The organism is Micromonospora sp. NPDC001898 (genome assembly GCF_042891255.1).
Classification (GTDB): Bacteria; Actinomycetota; Actinomycetes; order Mycobacteriales; family Micromonosporaceae; genus Micromonospora.
Map to the genome: position 1 here is coordinate 34,396 of NZ_JBIATC010000024.1, position 23,262 is coordinate 57,657.

Annotated in this window: 19 protein-coding genes and 1 riboswitch; of the genes, 8 read left to right on the plus strand and 11 right to left on the minus strand. The window is 73.5% G+C overall.

Features of this window, described 5'->3' with window-relative positions; all coding sequences use genetic code 11:
• Window position 1 precedes the first annotated feature (1 nt).
• The 7 genes from ACFYZF_RS28125 to ACFYZF_RS28155 form a co-directional block, all read right to left on the minus strand.
• Window positions 2-1,459, minus strand: a complete 1,458-nt coding sequence (locus ACFYZF_RS28125) for an argininosuccinate lyase (protein WP_387025785.1) — start codon at window positions 1,457-1,459, stop codon at window positions 2-4.
• Between the two features lie 65 nt (window positions 1,460-1,524).
• Window positions 1,525-2,478 (minus strand): amidohydrolase family protein, encoded by a 954-nt coding sequence (locus ACFYZF_RS28130; protein ID WP_387025788.1) that lies wholly within the window; start codon window positions 2,476-2,478, stop codon window positions 1,525-1,527.
• Entirely contained in the window at window positions 2,475-3,539 is a 1,065-nt protein-coding gene (locus tag ACFYZF_RS28135; RefSeq protein WP_387025790.1) for a creatininase family protein, read from the minus strand. The genes ACFYZF_RS28130 and ACFYZF_RS28135 overlap by 4 nt, the downstream gene beginning before the upstream one ends.
• Complete coding sequence (locus tag ACFYZF_RS28140) at window positions 3,536-5,329, minus strand: ABC transporter permease (protein ID WP_387025792.1); 1,794 nt, start codon at window positions 5,327-5,329, stop codon at window positions 3,536-3,538. The genes ACFYZF_RS28135 and ACFYZF_RS28140 overlap by 4 nt, the downstream gene beginning before the upstream one ends.
• Window positions 5,326-6,399 (minus strand): ABC transporter ATP-binding protein, encoded by a 1,074-nt coding sequence (locus ACFYZF_RS28145; RefSeq protein ID WP_387025794.1) that lies wholly within the window; start codon window positions 6,397-6,399, stop codon window positions 5,326-5,328. Before ACFYZF_RS28145 ends, ACFYZF_RS28140 begins: the two co-directional genes overlap by 4 nt.
• Window positions 6,400-6,579: 180 nt before the next feature.
• Complete coding sequence (locus ACFYZF_RS28150) at window positions 6,580-7,641, minus strand: extracellular solute-binding protein (protein WP_387025796.1); 1,062 nt, start codon at window positions 7,639-7,641, stop codon at window positions 6,580-6,582.
• Window positions 7,642-7,678: 37 nt separating this feature from the next.
• A complete protein-coding gene (locus tag ACFYZF_RS28155; protein ID WP_387025797.1) occupies window positions 7,679-8,842 on the minus strand; it encodes an ROK family protein in 1,164 nt (387 codons plus the stop codon).
• Window positions 8,843-9,254: 412 nt separating this feature from the next.
• On the opposite strand from ACFYZF_RS28155, the gene ACFYZF_RS28160 reads away from it, so the two are divergent.
• On the plus strand, window positions 9,255-11,939 hold the full coding sequence (locus ACFYZF_RS28160) for a sugar-binding protein (RefSeq protein WP_387025799.1): 2,685 nt from the start codon (window positions 9,255-9,257) through the stop codon (window positions 11,937-11,939).
• A 150-nt stretch (window positions 11,940-12,089) separates the two neighbouring features.
• Here ACFYZF_RS28160 and ACFYZF_RS28165 read toward each other — a convergent pair whose 3' ends face one another.
• Window positions 12,090-13,826 (minus strand): glycoside hydrolase family 3 protein, encoded by a 1,737-nt coding sequence (locus ACFYZF_RS28165; protein ID WP_387025801.1) that lies wholly within the window; start codon window positions 13,824-13,826, stop codon window positions 12,090-12,092.
• 104 nt (window positions 13,827-13,930) lie between these two features.
• On the minus strand, window positions 13,931-14,422 hold the full coding sequence (locus ACFYZF_RS28170) for a DUF3145 domain-containing protein (RefSeq protein WP_387025803.1): 492 nt from the start codon (window positions 14,420-14,422) through the stop codon (window positions 13,931-13,933).
• A gap of 389 nt (window positions 14,423-14,811) precedes the next feature.
• Here ACFYZF_RS28170 and ACFYZF_RS28175 point away from each other — a divergent pair, with 389 nt between their 5' ends.
• The 5 genes from ACFYZF_RS28175 to ACFYZF_RS28195 all read left to right on the plus strand — a co-directional run bounded on the left by ACFYZF_RS28175 (window position 14,812) and on the right by ACFYZF_RS28195 (window position 20,982).
• On the plus strand, window positions 14,812-15,141 hold the full coding sequence (locus tag ACFYZF_RS28175) for a hypothetical protein (protein ID WP_387025805.1): 330 nt from the start codon (window positions 14,812-14,814) through the stop codon (window positions 15,139-15,141).
• Between the two features lie 245 nt (window positions 15,142-15,386).
• Window positions 15,387-16,310 (plus strand): alpha/beta fold hydrolase, encoded by a 924-nt coding sequence (locus ACFYZF_RS28180; RefSeq protein WP_387025807.1) that lies wholly within the window; start codon window positions 15,387-15,389, stop codon window positions 16,308-16,310.
• Between the two features lie 167 nt (window positions 16,311-16,477).
• On the plus strand, window positions 16,478-18,595 hold the full coding sequence (locus tag ACFYZF_RS28185; RefSeq protein ID WP_387025809.1) for a HelD family protein: 2,118 nt from the start codon (window positions 16,478-16,480) through the stop codon (window positions 18,593-18,595).
• Between the two features lie 105 nt (window positions 18,596-18,700).
• The gene (locus ACFYZF_RS28190; protein ID WP_387025811.1) at window positions 18,701-19,615 is read left to right on the plus strand and encodes a cation diffusion facilitator family transporter; all 915 of its coding nucleotides are present in this window, start codon (window positions 18,701-18,703) and stop codon (window positions 19,613-19,615) included.
• 153 nt (window positions 19,616-19,768) lie between these two features.
• Window positions 19,769-19,898, plus strand: a riboswitch (cyclic di-AMP (ydaO/yuaA leader).
• Between the two features lie 4 nt (window positions 19,899-19,902).
• On the plus strand, window positions 19,903-20,982 hold the full coding sequence (locus ACFYZF_RS28195; RefSeq protein WP_387025813.1) for a coiled-coil domain-containing protein: 1,080 nt from the start codon (window positions 19,903-19,905) through the stop codon (window positions 20,980-20,982).
• A 78-nt stretch (window positions 20,983-21,060) separates the two neighbouring features.
• Here ACFYZF_RS28195 and ACFYZF_RS28200 read toward each other — a convergent pair whose 3' ends face one another.
• Both ACFYZF_RS28200 and ACFYZF_RS28205 read right to left on the minus strand, forming a co-directional pair.
• Window positions 21,061-21,531, minus strand: a complete 471-nt coding sequence (locus ACFYZF_RS28200; RefSeq protein WP_387025815.1) for an SRPBCC family protein — start codon at window positions 21,529-21,531, stop codon at window positions 21,061-21,063.
• 121 nt (window positions 21,532-21,652) lie between these two features.
• Entirely contained in the window at window positions 21,653-22,021 is a 369-nt protein-coding gene (locus ACFYZF_RS28205) for an STAS domain-containing protein (RefSeq protein WP_350889171.1), read from the minus strand.
• Between the two features lie 350 nt (window positions 22,022-22,371).
• Between ACFYZF_RS28205 and ACFYZF_RS28210 the strand changes: the two genes are divergently transcribed.
• The gene (locus tag ACFYZF_RS28210; protein WP_387025817.1) at window positions 22,372-22,518 is read left to right on the plus strand and encodes a hypothetical protein; all 147 of its coding nucleotides are present in this window, start codon (window positions 22,372-22,374) and stop codon (window positions 22,516-22,518) included.
• Window positions 22,519-22,721: 203 nt separating this feature from the next.
• Window positions 22,722-23,129, plus strand: a complete 408-nt coding sequence (locus ACFYZF_RS28215) for a hypothetical protein (protein WP_387025819.1) — start codon at window positions 22,722-22,724, stop codon at window positions 23,127-23,129.
• The last annotated feature ends 133 nt before the right edge of the window (window positions 23,130-23,262 follow it).

The following is a 23,262-nucleotide window of genomic DNA, read 5'->3' on the forward strand; positions in this document are numbered from 1 at the left end:
CTCATCGGGCCGCTCGCTCGGCGGCCACAGCGTCCAGCGCCTCGTCAGCCCGGTCCAGTCGGCCCCGCACGGCGGCCAGCCGGCCGGCCACGGTGTCGAAGGTGCCGCGCAGCACGGTCACCTGGGCCCGGACGGCGTACGCGCCGGGGCCGTCGACCTGGGCCCGGTCGAGCACCAGCTCGGGGCGGACGGCGGCGGCGATCAGGTCGCCGATCGCGTCGTCGTCGAGCCGGTCGGTGATCTGATCGGCCGCCGCCCGGACGCCCTCGGGCGTCCAGGTGTCCGGCGCGCCGCCCCGGACCAGCCGGCCGACCACCGAGTGGGCGGCCCGGAACGGCACCCCGTGCCGGGTCAGCGCGTCCGCGGCGGCCGTGGTGGTGGCCCCGGAGGCGACGATCTCCTCCCGCGACGGCGGCTCCAGCGGCTCGATCTCGGCGAGGAAGCCGCCGAGCAGGGCGAAGAACCGGTCGGTGCGGTCGTTGCTGTCCCACAGCCGCACCTGCACGTCGGTGGTGGCGTTGTTGGAGTCCTCCCACCAGGCCGCGCCCACGTTGTTGAGCACGCTCGCGGCGTCGGCGGCGGTGGCCCCGGCCATCGACACCAGGTGCTCCAGCACCACCGGGTTGCGCTTCTGCGGCATGATGCTGCTGCCCTGGGTGAAGTCGCCCGGGGTGGTCACCCAGCGCCAGGTCAGCCAGTCCATCAGGGTGCGGGCCAGCCGCGCCCCGGTGGCCAGGGCCTGCGCGTTGAGGGTGCCGACCCGGACCAGGTGGTCGGCGCCGGCCACCGCCTCGTACGAGTTGGTGACCAGGCCGCCGAAGCCGAGCAGCTCGGCCACCCGGGCGGGGGCGATGTCCAGGTCGGTGCCGGCGAACGCGCAGGAGCCCAGCGGCGAGGTGTTGATCTGGTCGATCAGGTCGGCGTACGCGACGGCCTCGCCGGCCAGGGCCTCGGCGTACCCGGCGAGGGCGTGACCGATGGTGGTCGGCTGGGCCGGGCGGCGGTGGGTGTAGCCGGTGATGACCACGTCGGCGTACCGGTCGGCGGAGTCCAGGGCGGTGGCCCCGGCGGCGAGCACCCGGTCGAGCACCCCGAGGAGCTGGTCGCGCAGCAGCATCCGGAACACCCCGGCGTCGAGGTCGTTGCGGCTGCGCGCCATCTGCACGTCCAGCTCGGACGTGGGGATGCCGCACGCCTCGGCGATCCGCTTCTCCATGAGGTAGTACGTGTCCTCGAAGCTGCCGTCGAAGGCGGGCGCGGGGCCCGTGTCGGCGCGCAACTCCGCCAGCCCGCGCAGCAGCCGGGCGCCCCGCGCGGCGGGGATCAGCCCCTGCTCGGTCAGCATGACCACGTGCGCCTGGCTGGCCCGCACCATCGCCGGGTAGAGGTACCCGACGTGGTGGTCGTATGTCGGCCGCAGGTGGTACCGCTGGTAGGTGGTCAGCGCGGGTGTGCTCATCAGGAGTCTCTGCTTCCTTCCAGGCCGGGTGCGACGCTGTTCGCCGCGCCCGGACGTCAGCCGGTCTACTCGTGCACGCCGAGCAGGCGCTCGGCGTTCCCGGCGAAGATCGCGCCCAGGTGGTCGTCGGGCAGGCCCAGTTCCCGGCAGATCCGGAGCTGGTCGTCGAGGTAGCGGGTGACGTACCCGCGCGGGAACCACGACGAGTCGCTGCCGTACACGATCCGGTGCGGGCCGATGGTCTCGTAGCAGCGCCGGAACAGCTCCTCCAGCGTGAGCTTGTACGGCATCCAGCGCACCCACTGGTTCGACCCGGACGTGTCGACGTGGATGTTCGGGCAGCCCCAGGCGGCGAAGAGCAGGTCCTGCACGTGCTGGACGCCGAAGTGCGGCACCACCACGGCCAGCTCGGGGAAACGGCGGGCCATCCGGGCCAGTTCGTCAGGGCCGCCGTACCGGCCGTGGGACAGGCCGCCGGCGCTGCCGTAATGCCCGATGTGGATCAGCACCGGCACGCCGAGCCGCTGGGCGGTGGACCAGAGCGGGTCCAGGTCGGCGTGGTCGAGGGGGCCGCGCAGCAGCGGGGCGAACAGTTTCAGCCCGCGCAGGCCCCGCTCGGTCACCGCACGGTCCAGCTCGCCGGCCGCGTCGGGGCCGTACGGGTCGTGGTGGGCGAAGCCGAGCAGCAGGTCCGGGTGCCGGTCGACGACGTCGGCGACGGTGTCGTTGCCGCCGCCGGTGACGAAGACGGCCCGGCGGACGTTCACCCGGCGCAGCTCCCCGGCCCACCGGTCCGCCTCGTCCTGCCAGCGCTCGGCCGGGGGCTCCGGGTCCGGGAAGGCCCAGGCCTGCCGCCACTGCCGGGCGTACGGGGCGGAGCCGGCGGCCCGGACGGCCCGCTCGTGCTCCCCGCCGGGGTGCATCCCGGCGGCGTGCTCACACGCCTGGATGGTCGAATCCGCGCCGATGCGGAAGTGCAGGTGGAAGTCGACGATGTCGAGTCCCCGGTCGACGGTCACGATGCCCCCTCGGTCGGTTCGTCCTCGGTCGGTTCGCGGGCCGGCGACGGCGCCGGGTCGGCGGCCGGGTCCGGCGCGGGGTCACCGGCCGGGTCCGGCAGCGGGTCGGCGGTGGGCGGGGCGGGCGGCGGGGCGGCCACCCAGGCGGCGACGATCTCGCGCAGCCGCGTCCCGGCCAGCTCCCGCACCCGCCGGCCGGCGGGCTCGTCGGCCAGCGAGATGTGCCCGGACCAGCCCTGCCACGGGTCGGGCCGGGACTCCACCAGCACGTACGGGTGGGTCACCGGCAGCTTCGGCTTCGGCGGCAGGTCGTCGACCGCGCCGAGCCGGACCGCGCCGGGGTCGAACCCGAGCACCCCGGAGGTCTCGTACGCCCCGCCGTGCCCGCGCGAGACCAGCGGGCCGTACAGCTCGGTGGTCTCGGCGGGGGTGACGAGTTGGAACCAGTTGACCAGCAGCAGGCTGGCGGTGCGCCGCCCGGAGACCCACTCCATCGCGGCCCGGACGGTGGACATGTTGGCGTCGTGCCCGTTGACGATGAGCAGCCGGGGGAAGCCGGCCGCGACGATGCCCTCGATCACGTCGGCCAGGTAGCCGACCGCGATCTCGGGCCGGATCGCCACGGTGCCGGGCCAGGGCCGGGTCTGGCCGGGACAGGCCGCGTACGGCACGGCGGGGAAGAGCACCCCGCGCGGGCCCACCGCCGGCCGGTCCTCGGCCGGGGTCGCGGCCTCGTCCGGGGTCCCGCCGCCGGACGAGGCCGCGTCGACTCCGGCCGGCGCGACGGGGTGGTCGCCGCCGGACGGGGTCGCCTGGGTGCCGCCCGGGCCCGCGGCGGAGCTGGTCGCGCTCTCGGCCGCGAAGCCCTCGGCGAGGATCAGGTCGGTGCCCAGCGGCAGGTGCGGGCCGTGCCACTCGACCGCGCCGACGGGCAGCACCGCGAAGTCCGCCGCCCCGGCGACCGCCGCCAGCTCCCCGCCGGGGACCCGGGCGACCGGGACCAGCCCGCCGTGGGCGAGCCAGGCGGCCACGTGGTCGCCGCTGGGGGTCACGTCCGTCACGCCGTCCACTTCGCCGCCTCCCGGCTGGACCGTCGGCCGCCTTCCAGCCGACCGGAGACCACCATCACCACGAAGATCAGGACCACCTGGAGCATGCCGTACGCGGCGGCGGTGCCGACCTCGAACGAGTACATCCGGTTGTTGATCTCCACCGAGATCGGCGCGGTGTCCGAGGTGTAGATCAGCACCGAGGCGACGAACTCGCCGACGCCGTGCACGAAGGCGAGCAGCGCGCCGGCCAGCACGCCCGGCAGCATCAGCCGCAGGGTGACCGTGCCGAACGCCCGCCACCAGGACGCGCCGAGGTTGCGGGCGGCCTCCTCCAGTGACGGGTCGAGCTGCGCCAGGGCGGCCGAGCTGGACCGGAACACCAGCGGCAGGAACCGCACGAAGTACGCCAGCGGCATGATCCAGAAGGTGCCGATCAGCACCTGGCCGAAGCTGAACGCGTTGCCGGTGCTGAACGCCGAGATCAGGTTGATCGCCACCACCGTGCCGGGCAGCGCCCAGGCCAGCATGACCGCCACGTCCAGCAGCCCCCGGCCACGGAAGTTCAGCCGGCGCACCGCGTACGCGATGAGCACGCCGACCACGACGCAAGCGACGGTCGCGATCAGGCTCATCTGGAGCGAGTTCAGGATCGGCTGGAACGCCCGGGGCTCGGAGAAGATCGTGACGAAGTTCTGCATGGTGTACTGCGCCGGGATCACCTCGGTGGTCCACGAGCCGTCCTCGGAGAACGCCACCAGGGCGATGGTCGCCACCGGGGCCAGCAGCACGGCCGTGGCCAGCAGCGACGCGGTCAGGGCGAGCCACTTGCCCAACGGGTTGGTGATCTCGCGCCGGTGCGCGGCGACCCCCTTGGACTGGGAGCGGTAGCTGCGCCGCCCCTCGTACCAGCGCATGCCGAGCAGGAACAGCACCGAGACGACGCCGAGCACGGAGGCGTACGTGGAGGCCATCGGCAGGTCGCCGTTGGTGCGGTTGATGTAGATCTGCATGGTCATCGTCTGGTCCACCCCGAACAGCAGCGGGGCGGTGTACGACGCCAGCGAGGTCATGAACACCAGCAGCGACGCGGAGACCAACGCCGGGGTGAGCATCGGCAGCAGCACCGTGCGCCAGACCCGGACCCGGCCGGCCCCCAGGTTGTACGCCGCCTCCTCCACCGACGGGTCCATCCCGCCGAGCGCCGCCGAGGCGGACAGGTAGAAGTACGGGTACATGGTGAACGTGTGCACCACCAGCACCCCGGCGATGCCGCTGAACGGCAGCACCGGGTTCTCCGCGCCGAAGAGCTGCTGGAGGCCGCGCGGCAGGATGCCGGTCTCGCTGTAGAGGAGCTGGAAGGAGATCGCCCCGATCAGCGGCGGCAGGGCCGCCGGCACCAGGATGATCGCCTCGATCAGCTTGCGCCCGGGGAACGAGAAGCGCTTGAGCAGGAACGCCATCGCCACGCCGACGACCCCGCAGAGCAGCACGCTGGCCGCGGAGATGATCAGTGAGGTGACCAGGGAGGACCGGGCCACCCCGTCGCTGGTGAGGAAGCTGCCGTAGTTCTCCACCCCGTCCACGCCGACGCTCTCGGCGAAGGTGGCGAACATCGGCTGCACCACGTACCCGAACAGGACCAGCGCGAGCGGGAAGACCAGCACGTACGGGAACCAGCGGGAGCCGGTGCCACCGGCGAACCGGGCGGCGAGCCGGCGGCGCGGGCCCGGCGGCGGTGTCGGGTCCTTCGTCACCGGCGCGACGGTGGCCGGGGTGGGGGTCGCGGGGATGGTGCTCACGGGCGCACCACCCACATCCGCTCGCGGTTGAGCAGCAGCCCGACCTGGTCGCCGACGGCGATCCCGGTGGGCACCTCGACGGCCGCCACCTGCACCTGCTCACCGGCGGTGTCGACGACCAGGTTGGTGGCCATGCCGGTGAACTCCAGGTCGACGATCCGGCCGGGCAGCGCCCCCGGGTCGGTGGTCGAGGTGAGGCCGATGTGCTCGGGGCGCACGGACACCAGGGCGGTCTCCCCCTGGCTCAGGCCGTGGTCGGCCGGCGCGGGGACGACGATCTCCCCGCCGCCGGGCAGCCCCACCGTGAGGGTCTCCGCCGTGGCGCCGAGCACCGGCAGGGTGAGCACGTTGCTGCGGCCGATGAACCGGGCCACGAAGCTGGTGGCCGGGCGGTGGTAGATCTCCTGCGGGGCGCCGATCTGCTGCACCCGGCCGGACTGCATGACCGCGATCCGGTCCGACATGGCCATCGCCTCGGCCTGGTCGTGGGTGACGTAGATGCCGGTGGTGCCGGCTTCCTTCTGGATCCGGCGGATCTCCGTCCGGGTCTCCTCGCGCAGCTTGGCGTCGAGGTTGGACAGCGGCTCGTCCAACAGCAGGGTCTTCGGCCGGATGACCAGGGCGCGGGCCAGCGCCACCCGCTGCTGCTGGCCGCCGGACAGCTCGTCGATGCGCCGGTCGCCGTACCCGGCGAGGTGCACCTGGCCGAGCGCCTCCTCGACCCGCCGCCTCGACTCGGCCCGGTTGACCTTGCGGATCTTCAGCCCGTACGCGACGTTCTGCGCGACGCTCATGTGCGGGAAGAGCGCGTAGTTCTGGAACACCATGCCGGTGTCGCGCTTGTTCGGCGGGCGCCGGGTGACATCCTCCGTGCCGAACCGGATCCGGCCCGAGGTGGGGAAGTAGAACCCGGCCACCATGCGCAGGGTGGTGGTCTTGCCGCAGCCACTCGGGCCGAGCAGGGTGAAGAACTCCCCGGCGGCGATGGTGATGTCGACGTCGTCCACGGCTGCGGTGTCGCCGCCGCGCGCGAAGCGCTTGCTCACCGACTCCAGCGTGACATCGATCATGATGCCTTTCTCCTTCTGCGGTACCGGACCGGGGTCGGTCGTGTGACGGTTGGGCGTGGACCGGAGGACGGGCACCTGACGCCTCCGGCGGGAAGGGCTCCCCCCTCCGCACACCGTCCGGGCGCCCCGTGAGCGGGCGACGCCGGGGGCGGGAACCTCCCCGCCCCCGGCGTCTGCTGGTCAGCCCTTGTTCTTGATCTGGCTGTTCCAGTGGTTGATCCACTCGGTCTCGTTCTTGCCGATCACGTCCCAGTTGACGTCCAGCGGCTTGAGGTTGAGCTGGGCCAGCCACTCCGGCTTCTCGGCGATGTCCACGGCCGGGATCTGGAAGTAGTCCTTGGCCAGGTCGGCGCGGAGCTTGTCGTCGAAGAGGAACTCCATGAACTTCTGCGCGCCGGTGGTGTTGCCGCCCTTGACCGTGGCGATGCCGTCGACCAGCACCGGGGCCCCGGAGGCCGGCATCACGAAGCCGAACGGCATGTTCGACTGGTTGGCCTGGAGCAAAACGTCCTGGAGGTTCCAGGCGCTGAGCACGCCCTGCTGGCGGGAGAGCTTGAGGTACAGGTCGGCCGGGTTGGCCGCGTACGAGCCGGTGTTGGCGTCGAGCTTCTTCAGCCAGTCGTAGCCGGGCTGCGGGTTGCTGCCGTCCGGGGACTGCCGCATGATCATCGCGGAGTAGATCGACCGCATGGTGCCGGACGCGGCCACGTCCCGAATGATGATCTTGTCTTTCCACTCCGGCTTCAGCAGGTCGTCCCAGTCCTTCGGGGCCTGCTCCGGGGTGAGCGCCTTGTTGTTGTACATGATGACCTCGGGCAGCAGGATCTCCCCGAACCAGCGGCCCTCGGCGTCCTTGTACTTGGCGTCCATCTTGCTGGCGAACGCCGGCTGCCAGCCGCTCAGCAGGTCCTCGGACGCGCCGGCGGAGAGGCCCTGCTGGGTGCCGCCCCACCAGACGTCGGCCTGCGGGTTGGCCTTCTCCGCCCGGACCCGCTCCAGGATCTCCTGTGCGCCCAGGTTGAGGATCTCGACCTTGCCCTTGTACTCGGGGTACTTCGCGGTGAACTGGTCCACCACGAAGGTCGAGACCTTCTTGTCGCGGGCCGTGTAGATGGTGAGCTTCTCGGCGCTCGCGCCGCCGGACGCGCCACCGGCCGCGTCGTCGTCGCCGCCACCACCACAGGCGGTGCCGGCGGCGAGGACGGTGGCGAGCGCACCGGCGAGCAGAAGACGACGTCTCATGGGGTACCTCCGAGGGGAATAAGGGGAAACTCGTGGGTCAGGGGCTGGAGAGCAGGATCGGCAGGCCGGCCGCGGCGGCGGAGAGCGCGTAGCTGACCGCGCCGTGCAGCACGGCCCGGTCACCGAGCACCGCGCGGCGGACCTCGGTGACGCTCGGCGCGGCGGCGTCGACCAGCGACTGGAGCCGGTCGACGGCCTGGTCGTCGAGCTGGGCGGCGGCCCCGCTGAGCAGCACCCGACCGGGGTCGATGACGCAGACACAGGAGACGATCAACCGGGACCAGGCGGTCAGCACCTCGTCCAGGTACGCGGCGGCCCGCTCGTCGGCGCCGGCCAGCGCGACCAGGGCGGCCACCGGCGCGTCCGGCCGACGCCCGGGGGCCAGGGCCACCACCCGTTCGGCGATGGCGTTCTCCGACCAGCGGGCCTCGAACGGGCCGATACCGTCGTGGCCCCGGTCGGCCGGGTCCAGCGGCAGAAAGCCGACCTCGCCGGCGGCCCCGCCCGCGCCCCGGCGGACCTGGCCGTCGAGCACCAGGCCGGCGCCGATGCCGTCGGCGACGTGCAACAGCAGCAGGTCGGCGACGTCGCTGCCGGCACCGGCCGCGTGCTCGCCGGCCGCCATCAGGTTGACGTCGTTGTCCACCACCACCGGCACCCCGAGGTGCCGCTGCACCGACTCCCCTATCGGCCGGCCCTCGACGAGGCCGACCGAGGGGGCCAGCCGGACCGCCCCGCCGGAGGAGACGCCGGGCGCGGCGATGGCCACCCCGCGCAGCGCCGGCAGGCCGTCGCCGGCCAGCTCGGGGACCGAGCGGCAGATGGTGTCGATGATGTCGCCGGCGAGCCGGACGGCCCGGTGCGCGACGACGGTGCCGTCGCTGTCGGCGATCTCGCAACTGATCCGGGACGGCTCCAGCGAGACGGCGGCGACCAGCTCGGCGCGCGGGTTGAACTCCAGCATCGCCCGGGGGCGGCCGGAGCGGGACGCCCCGGGGCCCCGCTCGATGAGGTAGCCCTCGGCGATCAGCTCGCGCACGAGCGGGGTGAGCGTGGCGGGACTCAAGCCGGTGAGCTCGGTCAGCTCGGCGCGCGAGAGCAGCCGAACCTGGCGGGCGGTGGAGATCACGGACAACCGCTTGATCTCCTTCGACCGCTCCCGGCTCACCGGGCTCGTTGGTGGCGTCACCACGTCAGTCACACTTCCTTCCTACGGCGAACGAACTATGGAGTCAAGTAACGAAACCGTCTCGGGTTTCGGCGAACACCTCCGCGAGCAGGGGAAACGTCCCCCTTTGGCACCGCAGTCGGGTTGGGCGCATGCGGCCACGCAGGCACTGATGGGGGCAGTTCGGGCGCACTTTATTTCTTTCGCAAAAAAAGAAAGACCTTGCAAAGCATTGACTGGCCGCCGCGCCGGTCCTTAGCGTCACCGGGCGAAGGCCTTCCAGTGTGTACGGACCACCGTGCCGCTGCTGTACCCGGTGACCCTGCGCCCGTCGGCGCCCACCGTCCCGTCCTCCACTCGCCGTCCGATCACGACACCCGCGTCGACGCCCCGCGTCCGACGACGGTGGTCGCTGCCCGGACCTCGTAGTTCCGGAAGGATCTGCATGCGAATCAAGGCGTTCCTGCTACCCACGGCGCTCGCCCTGGCCCTGTCCGGGGTGCCCACCGCCGCTCTCGCCTCCCCCGCCGCCGCCGACGCCGTCGACCTGGACGTTCTCTTCGTCAGCGCCCACCCCGACGACGAGGCGGGCAGCCTCGCCACCCTCGGCCAGTGGAAGGAGCGCTACGGCGCCAAGGCCGGCGTCGTCACCATCACCCGGGGCGAGGGCGGCGGCAACGCCGTCGGCCTCGAGGAGGGCCCGCCGCTCGGCATCATCCGGGAGCGCGAGGAGCGCACCGCGATCGGCAAGGCCGGCGTGAAGAACCTCTACAACCTCGACCGCGTCGACTTCTGGTACACCGCCTCCGCCCCGCTGTCCGAGCAGATCTGGGGGCACGACGACACCCTGGCGCAGATCGTCCGGGTGATCCGGCAGACCCGGCCCGAGATCATCATGACGATGAACCCGTCGCCGACCCCGGGCAACCACGGCAACCACCAGCAGGCCGCCCGGTTCGCCGCCGAGGCGTTCCAGGCCGCCGCCGACCCGGCCGCGTTCCCCGAGCAGATCAGCAAGGAGAAGCTGAAGCCGTTCCGGGCCGCGAAGTTCCTGCGCTCCGGAGGCACCGGCACCTCGGCCGCCGGGCCGCAGTGCGCCACCAGCTTCGTGCCCACCGTGCCGACCGACCAGGTCTTCGGCGTCTGGGAGGGCACCCAGAGCAGCACCGGCAAGACCTGGGCCGCGATCGAGGTCGACGCCCGCCGGGAGTACGTCACCCAGGGCTGGGCCAACAGCGCCGACGCCGCCACCGACCCGACCAAGATCCGCTGCGACTTCTACACCCTGATCGACAGTCGCGTCCCGTACGACCCGGCGGACACCTCCCCCGAGGCGATCCTGCGCGGCTCCGTGCTGCCGAACGCGGCCGGCGGCCTGCCCAAGGGCTCCGAGCTGTACCTCACCACCGACCGGTTCGACCTCGCCCCCGGCGAGACCGTCAAGGTCACCGCGCACGTGCGAGCGCCCCGGGACCGGGCACTGGCCGCGCCGCGGATCGACCTGCGGCTGCCGCAGGGCTGGACCGCCAAGGGCTCCGGGACGCTGAACAGCGCCGTACCGGCCGGCAAGGAGCGGACCAGGACGTTCACCGTCACCGTGCCGGCGAACGCCGACACCAGCCAGCAGCAGCTCATCGGCGCGACCCTGACCACCCGCCAGGGCGTCGGCCGCACCGACCGGGCCGTCCGGGTCGTCGCCGACGTGCGCGGCACCCTGGAGCCGCTGGAGGAGGTCGGGGTGTTCCGGCAGTGGGCCAGCGAGGGCGGATACCCGCAGCTCGACACCCTGATCAAGCCGGTGCTCACCGTCGGCTCCGGCAAGAGCCGGCCGGTCCGGATCGACCTGCGCAACCACGGCGAGGCCGCCCAGAGCGGCACCGTCACCCTCGGCCTGCCCGCCGGCTTCACCGCCGACGCCACGACGAAGAGCTACACCGACCTGGCCCCCGGCGCGACCGGGGCGGTCACCTTCACCGTCACCGCCGACGCCAGCCTGCCGACCGCCAACGAGGGCGGCACGGGCGGCGACTACGGCATCACCATCACCACCACCAGCAATGCCGGCAGTGCCGTGGAGACCGGCGCCCTGGAGGTCATGCCGACCACCACGGTGCCGCAGGCCGGCCATGACCACGCCGTCGACGGCGTGGCCTCCCCCGGCGAGTACCCCGGCGAGGAGCTGGACTTCTCCCGCATCTGGGAGGGGCAGGCCACCACCCCGCAGGACGCCTCGGCAAAGGGCCGCATCGCCTGGACCGCCGACGCGCTGAAGGTGTACGTGCAGGTCACCGACGACGTGCTCGGCACGAAGGTCGTCCCGGAGGACTGCAAGCGGCAGCGCCGCACCGACAGCGTGGAGATCATCGTCGACCCGAAGGGGAACTCGGCGGACACCTCCACCGTGTTCAAGGCCGGCATCTTCCCGATCACCGACGACCCGGCCAACGGCAACCCGCCGTGCTGGCAGCGCGACGCCGACAACCGGCAGGGACCGGGCGCCACCACCGCGCCGGGGATGACCGTGGTCAGCAAGGTCACCAGCCCGTACGCGGGCTACACCATCGAGACGAGCATCCCGTTCGCGGTGCTGCCCGACGCGGTGGACCCGGCCCGGATGGGCTTCAACGTGCTGGTCTACGACTCGGACACCCAGGACCTCAGCTCCCAGTCCCGGCTGGGCTGGTCCACCTTCACCGGCGTCCGGGCCGACCCGTACCGCTACGGCCTGGCCACCCTGCCCGGCTACACGCCGGCGCAGCAGCAGCCCAGCGCCCCGGTGTTCCCGGACACCTCCGCCCGCAGCGTGCACAGCCCGCAGACCATCGCCCAGTCGGCGGTGGACGGGGTGGCCCCGGCCTCCGTGGCCAAGCTGCCCGAGAAGGCGCTGCGGCTGACCGACCAGCGCCGGGTGGCCGGCGGGGTGCTGGTCACCCTGCGGGCCGACCGGACCGGTACGGCGTACCTGTACGCCTGGAACGGCACCACCGCACTCGGTGACAAGAAGGTCGAACTGACCGCCGGCCGCGCGGTGACCGTCGTGGTCCCGGTCGCCTCGGGCCGGCCCAGCGCCCTGCTGGCCGCGTTCGAGTCGAACGGCTCGGCCCTGGCCAGCAAGCTCCCCCTGAGCTGACGTACCAACCGGGGCCTGTCGGCGACGCATCCGCGTCGCCGACAGGCCCCGCGCCTTGCGCCAGGTTCTCGACCAGGGTGCGCCGCCGGCGGCGTAGCGCCCGGAACACCAGCGTGCCGGGCAGCAGCAGCACCGCCGGCAGCAGGTACGTCAGTTGCCGCAGGCCGTGGCAGGCAGACCGGAGACCGGCACCGGGGATCGCCCGGCCGGGCGGGCCTTGCCGGCGAGCACGTTCGCCAGCGCGGTCATCGACGCCCGGCCGGAGGAGTACGTGGCCAGCAGCGTCGGCGACTTCGCCTTCGCCAGCAGGTACGGGGTGTCCATCGCCACGGTCACCGCGGCGTCGGCGCTGAGGTCGGCCGAGCCGTCGCCGTACCCGACGAGGTGCACCCTCGTGCCGCCGCTCGGGACCACCTTCGCCCCGGCGGCGGTGAGCGCCTCGGTCAGCAGGGCCCGGGTCTTCTCCCGCCCCCCGGAGGAGGTGACGGTGACCGGGCCGCGCACCCCGGTCGCGCAGGAGCCGCGCAGCACGGTCACCGCGCCGGCCGCCAGCGCGTCCGCGGCCTGCCGGTGCGCGGGGCTGTTCAGCGTGGACATCGCCGGGGCGGGCGTGTCGGCCAGGGTGAACTTCATGGTCAGCACCCGGGTGACCGCCTCGACCAGCCGGTCCCGGGGCAGCGAGCCGTCGCGCAGCGCGGCGAGCAGCCCGTCGTACGCCTGGGTGACGTTCGGGGGCATCAGGATCAGGTCGTTGCCGGCCTTGAGCGCCCGCACCGCCGCCTCCCCCGGCGCCCAGCGCTTGGCCGGCGGCATGTTCATCCCGTCGGTGACCACGACGCCCTTGAACCCGAGCTGGCCGCGCAGCACGTCGGTGAGGACCTTGCGCGAGAAGGTGGCCGGGGTGCCCGGGTCGATGGCGGTGACGTCGAGGTGGGCGGACATCACCGCGAGTGCGCCGGCGTCGATCCCGGCGGTGAACGGTGGGAACGCGGTGCCGTCGAGCACCTTGCGGCTCTGCGGGATCACCGGGACGTCCTTGTGCGAGTCGGTGGCGCTCAGGCCGTGCCCGGGGAAGTGCTTGACGCTGGCCGCCACCCCGGCGCTCTGCAACCCCCTGACCGCGCCGGCCACCTGCGCCGAGGCCCGCTTCGGGTCTGCGCCGAAGGACCGGGAGCCGATCACCGTGCTGCGGGTGACCAGCACGTCGGCGACCGGGGCGAAGTCCATGTTGATCCCCATCGCGGCCAGCTCGGCGCCGGCGGCCCGCCACGCCGCCTCGGTCAGCGCCGGGTCGCCGGCCGCCCCGGCGGCCATCGGGCTGGGCAGCAGGGTGACGCCGTCGGTGATCCGGGTGACGATGCCGTGCTCCTGGTCGGTGCCGACCAGGAAGGGCGCGGCGGCGGTGGGGAGCTTCCCGGCTGCCTCGCGCAGGCCGGTGGTCAGCTCGTGGACCTGCTTCGGGCTGTCGACGTTGGTGGTGGCCTGGTTGCCGGCGGTCGGGTCGTCGGCGCTGAAGCCGACCAGGATCAGCCCGCCCAGCCGGTACTTCGCGATCATCTCCGCCGGGGTGGACACCCCCGCGAGGGACCGGTTGCCGGCGGCCGAGCCGTCCGAGACCTTCGTCGCCGAACTGCCGTACGCGTACGGCATCAGCACCTGGCCGACCAGATCCTCGTCGGCGAGGGCACCGACCAGGGCGGCGGCCCGGGCGGCCGGGTCGGCGGCGGCGGGCGGGCCACCGGACGCGGTCGGTTCCGCCGCGGCCGTGCTGGTCGACGGCGTGGGACGGGGCCGGTCCGGCTCCCCCGAGCATCCGGTAACGAGCACAGCGGTCAGGGCGGCGAGCGCGACGCCGGCACGTCGCGGGGTAATCGACACGCGGACCATCCCACCAGTTCCCCCCTTATCAGGGCAACTTGACCCGGTCGAACATCACCCCGCCGGGCGCGTGCGGGCAGCGCCACCCCCACTGGACGCGCGGCGGGCGCGGCTCAGCCGACCCGGGTGAGCAGGGTCACCGGCGCGCCGTCGCCGGCGTACCGGTAGGGCTCAAGCTCGGCGTCCCACGCGGTGCCGAGCGCCTTGTCGAGGGCGTGCGCCAGGGCCTCCGGGGCACGGGCTGCGGCCATGATGGCGCGCAGCCGGTCCTCGCCCAGCTGGATGTCGCCGGCCGCGCCGACGGCGGCCCGGAACAGCCCCCGGCCCGGGACGTACATGAAGCGCTCACCGTCGACGCCCGCGCTCGGTTCCTCGGTCACCTCGAAACGGATCATGGGCCACTGCCGGAGGGCAGCAGCCAGCTCGGCGCCCGTCCCCGGGCGACCGGTCCACCCGCACTCGGCGCGACGGGCGCCGTGGTCGACGGGCTGAGCCGTCCACTGCAGGTTGACCGGCGCGACAAGGACGCGCGCGATCGCCCACTCGACGTGCGAGCACACGGCGAGCGGGGTCGAATGGACGTATACGACGCCACGCGTTGGCACGGTGACCTCCCGGAGAGCGAGGTGCGTCTTCCCCTACGACCTCGACCACCCGAGTGGCTGTTGCAACACATGATGACTGGTGTGGCGGATGGTGCGCCAGTGAATCGGGGAATTCGCCGGAACCGGCGCTCGGATCCACCCCGGTTCGGGCGACCGGAGCGGCCGTCCCGGTCTGCCGGCGAGCGGTCCGACCCGGCGGAATGCCGGGCCGGCGTCCGTGGTTGTGCCCTTCGGACAGGCACGGTGACCAGCCAGGCATCGCGGTCGTGTAAAGTTCTCTCGGCGGCTTGTGCCGCGCACAACTTCGGCGGACCGAGGCTCATTCCGAGCGTCACCCGTCACAGCCCCCGGACGTTACCGTCCTCCCGTACGTCTCAAGGAGTACCTCCGTGGCGAGCAACACCTCTAAGACCGCGCGCGCGTCAGTCCGGGCCGGCCAGGCAGGCCAGGGTGGCGCCCTCAGCGTGCTGGGCGAGTTCAAGTACGTCATCCCGCTCAACGGCGGCAAGCACGCCTACGTGCGGAACCTGACCAACGGCAAGACCGCGCACCTGCGCACCGACTCCGAGGCATTCGTCGAGGAGATCCGGGTGCTGGCCGCCGCCGGCCACGCCGCCAAGATCCGGGCCGAGCTGAACAACCTCGCGGCCACCCACCCGGACCACGGCTGGGACGCCACCGAGAAGCGCCTCGCCGAGGCCGGCGTCTTCGGCGGCTGACCCCGCCCACCGCGACACCAGGAACCGCCCGTCGGGTCTACCCGGCGGGCGTTTCGTCGTCTCCGCCTCCGCTCACGGGAGGCGTCGCCTCCCGCCCACGGCAGGCGTCACCCCCACCCCCACCGCAGCCGGCCGGCTGACCTCCTTCCCCTCACAGGGTTGGCGTGGTGTCATGACGGGTAGCCGGTGTTACCGCCGGGTCACCCGATGGTGAAATTCTCGCGGCGGCCCGAGGGGAGGCGGCGATGCCACAGCAGACCGAGGTACGGCTCGCCGACGACGTGCGGCTGCACGTCGAGGTGTCCGGGCCCGCGGACGCCGAGATCACCGCGCTCCTGCTGCACGGCTGGACGCTGGACGGGCGGAGCTGGCACCGGCAACTCGCCGAGATCCGCGAGCGGTTCGGCGGCCGGGTCCGGGTGGTGACCTACGACGCCCGGGGACACGGCCGGTCGAGCTGCATGGCGCTGCGCACCGCCACCCTCGCCCAGCTCGGCGACGACCTGGTCGCCGTGCTCGACGCGGTAGCCCCGACCGGGCCGGTGGTGCTGGTCGGGCACTCGATGGGCGGCATGACGGTCATGGAGTACGCACACCGCCACCCCCGGCACTTCGCAGCCCGCACGGCCGGGCTGGTCTTCGTCTCGACCACGGCCGAGGGGCACACCCACACCGCCTACGGCCTCTCCCCGCGCATCGCCCGGCTGATCCGGCTGGCCGAGACCGCCGGAGCCGGGGTGCTGGCCCGCTGCGGCGCATGGCGCCCGCCCCGGGCGCTGCTGCGGGCCCTGCGGCCCAGCATCCGCTGGATGCTCTTCGGCGACCGCTGCGATCCCACCGACATCCGGCTGGTCACCTCGGCGGTGGCCCGCGCCTCGCTGCGCTCGATCGGCGGCTTCCGGGCCTCGATCGGGACGCAGCACCGGCTGGACACCCTCGCCTCGCTGGCCCACCTCCCGGCGGCGGCGCTGGTCGGTGACCGGGACCGGCTCACCCCGCCTCCGTGCGCCGAGTCGATCGCGGCGGCGCTACCGGCGACCGAGCTGACCGTCTGCCCGGGTGCCGGTCACATGTTGATGATGGAGCGGCCGGGCCAGGTGAACGCCGCCGTGGCCGGCGTGCTGCACCGGGTCCTGGCGGGCGCGCCGCACCCGGCTTCCCCCGCCTGACCGGAGCCGCGTCACAGGGGTGAGCGGCGGTCCGGGACGTGGGCTGGATCGCGGCGGCGGCATGGCCCCGCGTCCCGGTCGGCCGGTGGCCGTACCCTCTCCGGTTAGCCCGAGGCGCGGCCCGCGCCCCGGCGCGGCCGTCCGCCGCCGTCTGCGAGGAGCTGCGCGTGACCGACCGGACCACCCTGGAGCAGGAGATCGCCGTCGAGCAACGGCATCTCGACCGGGTGTACGCCCGCCTCAGCGAACTGCGCCGCTCGGCCGCTCAGGCCGAGAAGGACGGCTACCAGCTGGCCCGGGTGGGCAACTTCGGCGCGCTGGTCGAGCGGGACGCGATGGTCTTCCACGCCGCCCAGCGCCGGCACCGGCTCGACGCCGAACACGAGGGGCTGGTCTTCGGCCGGCTGGACCTGCGCGACCGGCAGGTGCTGCACGTCGGACGGCTCGGGGTGCGCGGCGAGGACGCCGAGACCCTGGTGGTGGACTGGCGGGCCCCGGCCGCCGCCGCGTTCTACCAGGCCACCCCGGCACAGCCGCTGGGCGTGGTGCGGCGGCGCACCATCGGTTCCTCGGCCGAGCGGGTGACCCGGATCGAGGACGACCTGCTGGACCCGGCGGCTGCCCCGCCGGACATGGCGGTGGTGGGCGACGGCGCGCTGCTGGCCACCCTGTCCCGGGCCACCGGCCGGGGCATGCGGGACATCATCGCCACCATCCAGCGGGAGCAGGACGAGGCGATCCGCTCCCCCGGCTCCGGGGTGACGATCGTCTCCGGCGGCCCGGGGACGGGCAAGACGGCGGTCGCCCTGCACCGGGCGGCGTACCTGCTGTACTCCGATCGCAGCCGGTACGCCGGCGGCGGCATCCTGGTGGTCGGCCCGTCGGCGGTGTTCGTGGAGTACATCGCCTCGGTGCTGCCGTCGCTGGGCGAGGAGACCGCGACGCTGCACTCGCTCGGCTCGCTGTTCCCGGGGATGGACGCGACGCGCACCGACCCGCCCGAGGTCGCGGCGGTGAAGGGATCGCTGCGGATGCGGCGGGTGCTTGAGCAGGCTGCGCGGGACGCGGTGCCGGGCGGGCCGGGCGAGCTGCGGCTGCTCTACCGGGGCGCGCTGCTCCGGCTGGACCGCCGGGAGTTGGACGGCATCCGGGACCGGGCGCTGTCCCGGGGTGCCCGCCGCAACGAGGCGCGTCGGGCCGGCTTCGACGGGGTGTTCGCCGCGCTGTGGGCCCAGGCCCGGCGGCTGAGCATCCGCCAGCTGCCCGAGCAGCCCGCGTTCGAGGCCGAGATCGCCGAGCGGCCCGATTTCCGCGAGTTCCTGAAGGCGTGGTGGCCCCGGCTGCACCCTCGGCACGTGCTGGGCTGGCTGGCCCGCCCGGACCGGCTGCGCCGGTACGCCGGGGGGATCCTGTCCCGGGCGGAGATCGGACTGCTCGCCGAGGCGTACCGGACGTTGGACGACGAGGGACTCACGATCGCCGACATCGCGCTGCTGGACGAGTTGGACGCGCTGCTGGGCAAGCCGATGCAGCCGAAGCGGGCCAAGCGGGACCCGTTCCAGCTCGCCGGGGGCGTGCGGGAGCTGAGCACGCAGGCCGACCGGCAGCGGGCGGCCCGCGAGGCGGCCCGAGAACGCCCGGAGGACTACCGCGACTACGCGCACGTGGTGGTCGACGAGGCGCAGGACGTCTCCCCGATGCAGTGGCGGATGGTCGGCCGGCGCGGCCGGCTGGCGTCCTGGACGGTGGTGGGCGACCCGGCGCAGACCGCGTGGACGGGCGCGGAGGAGGAGCTGACCCGGGCCCGGGACCAGGCGCTGGGCCGGCGGCGTCGGCACCAGTTCGAGCTGACCACCAACTACCGCAACTCGGCGGAGATCTTCGCGGTGGCGGCGGCGGAGATCCGCCGGCTCTACCCGGACCTCAGGCTGCCCAGCGCGGTGCGGTCCACCGGCGTGGAGCCGGTAGCGCTGACCGTGCCGCCGGCCGAGCTGGAACGGGCCACCGTCGCGGCGGTCGCCACGCTGCTCGGCGAGGTGGAGGGGACGGTCGGGGTGGTCACGCCGGTGCCGCGCCGGGACGAGGTCGCCGGCTGGCTCGCCGGCCTGGCCGCGCCGCGCCTCCAGGTGGTGACCAGTCTCCAGGCCAAGGGCATGGAGTACGACGGGGTGGCGCTGGTCGCCCCGGCCGAGATCCGGGCCGATCCGGGCTCCGGCGTGCGGACGCTGTACGTGGCGCTGTCCCGGGCCACCCAGCGGCTGACCACGATCGATCCGACCGGCTGACCGGCCGGGGCCCCCGTCCCCGGTCGGACGCCCGATTTCACTTGCATACATAGCGATGTGAGCATAAATTAAACCGGGTCCGGATCGGGGACGGAGGGTGTTGGCGTGGGCGCAGGTCATGACCACCACGGCGCGGTGGCGAACGCCGCAGACCGCCACTCAGGGCGACTCTGGGCGGCCTTCGGGCTGCTCACCGCCCTGATGATCGTCGAGGCGGTGGCCGCGTTCGGCACCGGCTCGCTGGCACTGCTCTCCGACGCCGGGCACATGTTCACCGACGTGCTCGGCATCGGCATGGCGCTGGCCGCGATCACCGCCACCCGGCGGGCCACCGCCGACCCCCAGCGCACCTTCGGGCTCTACCGGCTGGAGGTGCTCGCCGCGCTCGGCAACGCCGTCCTGCTCAGCGGCGTCGCGGTCTACGTCCTCGTCGAGGCGGTCCGCCGGTTCGGCGATCCACCCGAGGTGACCGCCGGCCCGATGCTCGTGGTGGCGACGCTGGGCCTGCTCGCCAACGTTGCCGCGTTCGCCCTGCTGCGCAGCGGGGCGAAGGAGAGCATCAACATGCGCGGGGCGTACCTAGAGGTGCTGGGCGACCTGCTCGGATCGGTCGGGGTGATCGGTGCCGCGGCGCTGATCGCCGTCACCGACTGGTGGTGGGCGGACCCACTGGTGGCCGTCGCGATCGGCGTGTTCATCCTGCCCCGCACCTGGCGGCTCGGGCGGGCCGCGGTGCGCATCCTGGTGCAGGCCGCGCCGGAACACCTCCAGGTGACCGCGGTGCACGACCGGCTGGTGGCGGTGCCCGGCGTGGTCGAGGTGCACGACCTGCACGTCTGGACGCTGACCTCCGGCATGGAGGTCGCCTCGGCCCACCTGACCATGGCGCCGGACGCCGAGGTGGGCGCGGTGCTGACCGCGGCCCGCACCGCCCTGCACGAGGACTTCCACATCGAGCACGCCACGTTGCAGGTGGAGCCCGGGGCGTCGGCGGGCCCCTGCGGGCCGACCGGCTGGTGATACCCACGCCCATCAATTAAGTGGTGTAATGTGCCCTCATGCCGGTTATGACAGCATTGACCCACGCACCGTCCGTCACGGAAGCAGCGGGGGTCTCATCCGCACCGGTAAGCTCTCATCCGGCCTCCGCCGGGCGGCGCCCTCCGGCGCCTGCGGTGGCCGCCGCCTAATCGCCTCCTGGCGAGCCGGGGAACCATGTTCGTGGGGTGCATCCGCCTGAGTGGTAGGGATCTTCCGTCCCGAACCCGTCAGCTAACCCGGTCGGCGACTGACGGAAGGACATACGTATGCCAGTAGTGGCACCTGTACGAAGGACCGCCGCCCGGATGGCGGCGATGCTGGTGCTGACGCTCGCCGTCGGCCTCGGGTTCGGGCCGGTGTCCCCGGCCGGCGCGGCCCCACCCACCGGCCTGCGCGCCCCCACGCCCGGCCAGGACGAGGAGGGCGGCACCCCCGCCCTGCGCGCCCAACTCGAAGCGGCCAGCAAGGGCTACCTGGACGCCAAGAGAGCCCTGGCCAGCTCGGTCAAGCGGCAGCAGCAGCTCGGCAGCCAGCTCAAGACCGTCGAGGCGGAGCTGACCGTACGCGGCGCCAAGGTCGACGAGATCGCCGGCGTGGCGTACAAGTCGGGCCGGCTCAGCCCGGTGTCCGCGCTGCTCAACAGCACCAACCCCGCAGGCTTCCTGGACCGGATCGCCGCGCTGGACGCGGTCGCCACCAACGAGGACCGGGCGCTGCGCGACCTGCTGGAGACCCGGGACCAGGCCGCCAAGACCCGGCTGGCCCTCGACGGGGAGATCCGCGAGCAGCGCAAGCAGGTCACCGTGATGGCCAAGCGCAAGGATCAGGCCGAGCAGGCCCTGACCGTGGCCAACGAGAAGGCCAGCGCCAGCGCCAGCGGCGGCGGCGGGGCCAACCGGGGCACCTCCAGCGCGAACGCCACCCCGGCGAAGCGCAACTCCGACGGGTCATGGCCGTCGGAGTCGTGCAGCGTGAACGACCCGACCCCGGCCAACGGCTGCATCACCCCACGGACGCTGCACGCGCTCCAGCAGGCCAAGTCGGCCGGCTTCACCCGGTACGTCTCCTGCCACCGGCCCAGCGGCTCCGGCGAGCATCCCAAGGGACGGGCGTGCGACTTCGCCGCCCAGAAGGGCGGCTTCGGCGGGGTGGCCTCCGGCGGGGACCGCACCTACGGCAACAACCTGGCGGCGTACTACATCCGCAACGCCGACAACCTCGCCGTGCTGTACGTGATCTGGTTCAGGCAGATCTGGCTGCCCAGCAGCGGCTGGAAGTCGTACAGCGGGGGCAACGGGGACCCGTCCAGCGACCACACCAACCACGTGCACCTGTCGGTGTACTGACCGCGCGGCGTGTGGCCCCCGCCATCCGGGGGCCACACGCACAAGCCGTGGGGCCAGGCGGCGGCCCGGCCGCGCCGCTCAGGCGGGCTGAGCCGGGCCGTCCCCGGCGCGGTCCAGCACCTCTCCCAGCCTCCGGGCCAGCCCGAGGTGCGCCGACCGGGCCTGCCGGAAGGCGTACCGGAACAGCGGCGCCGGGGCGGCAAGGGTGATCTCCACGTCGATCCGGACCACCCCACCCGGCTCGTCACGCAGCCGGGTGCGGTTGCGCACGGTGGTGGCCGGCCGCTGCCGGGCCACCGTGACGATCTCGTCGTCGGTGACGACCAGCACATCCGCCTGGTACGTCACCGGGAAGCGCAGCGGCCCGGCGGCGAGCCGGTCGGTGATGGCGTAACTGGCCCGGGCGCCCGGCCGGGGCGGCAGCCGGCGCACCCGCGTGATCAGCGGATGCAGCTCGTCCTGCCGGGCCGGGTCGCCGAGCAGAGCCACCGCCTCGGCCCGCGGGCAGCGGGCCTGAACCGAATACTGGAAGGTGTCTCGCCGAAGCACGTCCCGATCGTCCCCCACCCGGCCCCCGGAGGGAACACCCGCCCCGGCCACGGTGAACCGACCCGTAGTGACCGGCCCACGGTGAACCGACCCGGGGGGGGGTGCCCGGGGCGGGCGGCCGTCAGGCGCCCGGCAGCACCTCGGGGGTGGCGGCGCCGGCACCCGCGTAGTAGGGCTCCGGAGCGCCGAACAGGCCGAGCAGCCCGGTCACCCAGAGCTGTCGGTGCACGAACCGGCTCGGCTCGGTGACGACCAGCTTCACGCTGCTGACCTCGGCGGTCTGGAAACCGGCCACCATCGCGCTGATACCGACGGAGTCGATGAAGGTGACGAGACGCATGTTGAGCTCGATGCGGGCGGGACGCCCCTTGGCGAGCACCTCTGCGATGGCTTCGCGCACCTCGTACGCGGTGTCGACGTCGATTTCGCCGCGCGGGACGATCTCGATGACACCACCCGACAGTACCGACTTCACGATCGACAGGCTCACGCGAGCACCTCCACTCGCCCGTTCACGGGCGCCTCATCAGTACGCGGGCCGCGACCGAGAGTATTCCTCCGACGGCCTCGGTCGCCACCCCTCGGGATGAGCAATTCATGGATCAGGGCACCGCGGGCCGGCCCTTATCCGGACTTTTCACGTCCTGCTCAGCGGACGATCGACCTGGGCCGACGTCGCCGACCCAGGGTAACGGTGACCTCCGACCTTCGCGCGCACATTGTGCGCCGGGCGCGCCCCGCCCCGCCCACAGCGGACCGGGTGAGAGTGGTCACCGCTGCGGTTGCCCGCCCCGCCTACGCTCGGTGGCGTCCGTCACCCGTACCACGGAAGGACCACTCATGATCCGGAGACTGGCCGGCCTCGCCGGCGTCGGCGCACTGCTCGCTCTCGTGCTGGCCTGCGGCTTCGGCGGCGCGGGTGACGACGACGATGACGACGACGGCGACGACTTCGCCCGTGGCGCTGCCGTGGTTTCCGTCCGCTGACCGCCGCCGGACGGGGCCGCCGCCGGGCGGGCCGGGTTTGCGGCCGGATCCCGCGGGGCACTGCCCGAGTGGGCGGACGGGCGGACCGCCGGACCATGCCGGTGGGCGGGGCGCCCGAGCCCTGCCCTAGCCGAGCCCGAGCCCTGCCCTAGCCGAAAAGCCGAAGTGGCCGCAAGCTTCGGCACCCCGAGGAGGTAAGAACGATGTTCGGAACCGATCTGCTGGAACGCCGCAGCAAGCCCGAGCGAATCGCGGACCAGGCGTGGCAGCACCTGGTCTCCGCCGTCAGCTCCGCCGGGGACAACGTCCGGGACACCGCCCGTTCGGCCCGCCGCAACGGTTCGGGCCTCGCCGACGACGCCGGTGACCTGGTCGGCTCCGCGGCCGAGACGGCCCGCCGCCGGGCGTTGCTGGCCTTCGACGCGCTCGCCGGCCGCCGCCCGGCCCTGCCCTGGACGCTGCTGATCGGCGCCGCGCTGGTCGGCGCGGCGGTCGGCTGGGCCGCGGGGTCGGCCGCGCGGGCCGCCGGCGGCCGGGGCGACCGAGACGCCGACGACATCGAGTTCGTCGACGTCGACCGGCCCGACTCCCCCGTCGGCCTCGACGGCTGACCCGACCGGTGCCGGGGGGGGGGGGCGGCGCCCCCCCCCCCCCCCCCCCCCCCCCCCCCCCCCCGCCCCGCCCCCCCCCCCCCCCCCCCCCCGCCGCCCGCCCCCCCCCCGCCCGCCCGCCCGGCCCCCCCGC

Coding starts and splice junctions, on each gene's coding strand:
- ACFYZF_RS28125 (WP_387025785.1), bottom strand. CDS start 1,459: ATGAGCACACCCGCGCTGACCACCTACCAGCGGTACCACCTGCGGCCG.
- ACFYZF_RS28145 (WP_387025794.1), bottom strand. CDS start 6,399: ATGATCGATGTCACGCTGGAGTCGGTGAGCAAGCGCTTCGCGCGCGGC.
- ACFYZF_RS28150 (WP_387025796.1), bottom strand. CDS start 7,641: ATGAGACGTCGTCTTCTGCTCGCCGGTGCGCTCGCCACCGTCCTCGCC.
- ACFYZF_RS28160 (WP_387025799.1), top strand. CDS start 9,255: ATGCGAATCAAGGCGTTCCTGCTACCCACGGCGCTCGCCCTGGCCCTG.
- ACFYZF_RS28165 (WP_387025801.1), bottom strand. CDS start 13,826: ATGGTCCGCGTGTCGATTACCCCGCGACGTGCCGGCGTCGCGCTCGCC.
- ACFYZF_RS28180 (WP_387025807.1), top strand. CDS start 15,387: ATGCCACAGCAGACCGAGGTACGGCTCGCCGACGACGTGCGGCTGCAC.
- ACFYZF_RS28195 (WP_387025813.1), top strand. CDS start 19,903: ATGCCAGTAGTGGCACCTGTACGAAGGACCGCCGCCCGGATGGCGGCG.
- ACFYZF_RS28210 (WP_387025817.1), top strand. CDS start 22,372: ATGATCCGGAGACTGGCCGGCCTCGCCGGCGTCGGCGCACTGCTCGCT.
- ACFYZF_RS28215 (WP_387025819.1), top strand. CDS start 22,722: ATGTTCGGAACCGATCTGCTGGAACGCCGCAGCAAGCCCGAGCGAATC.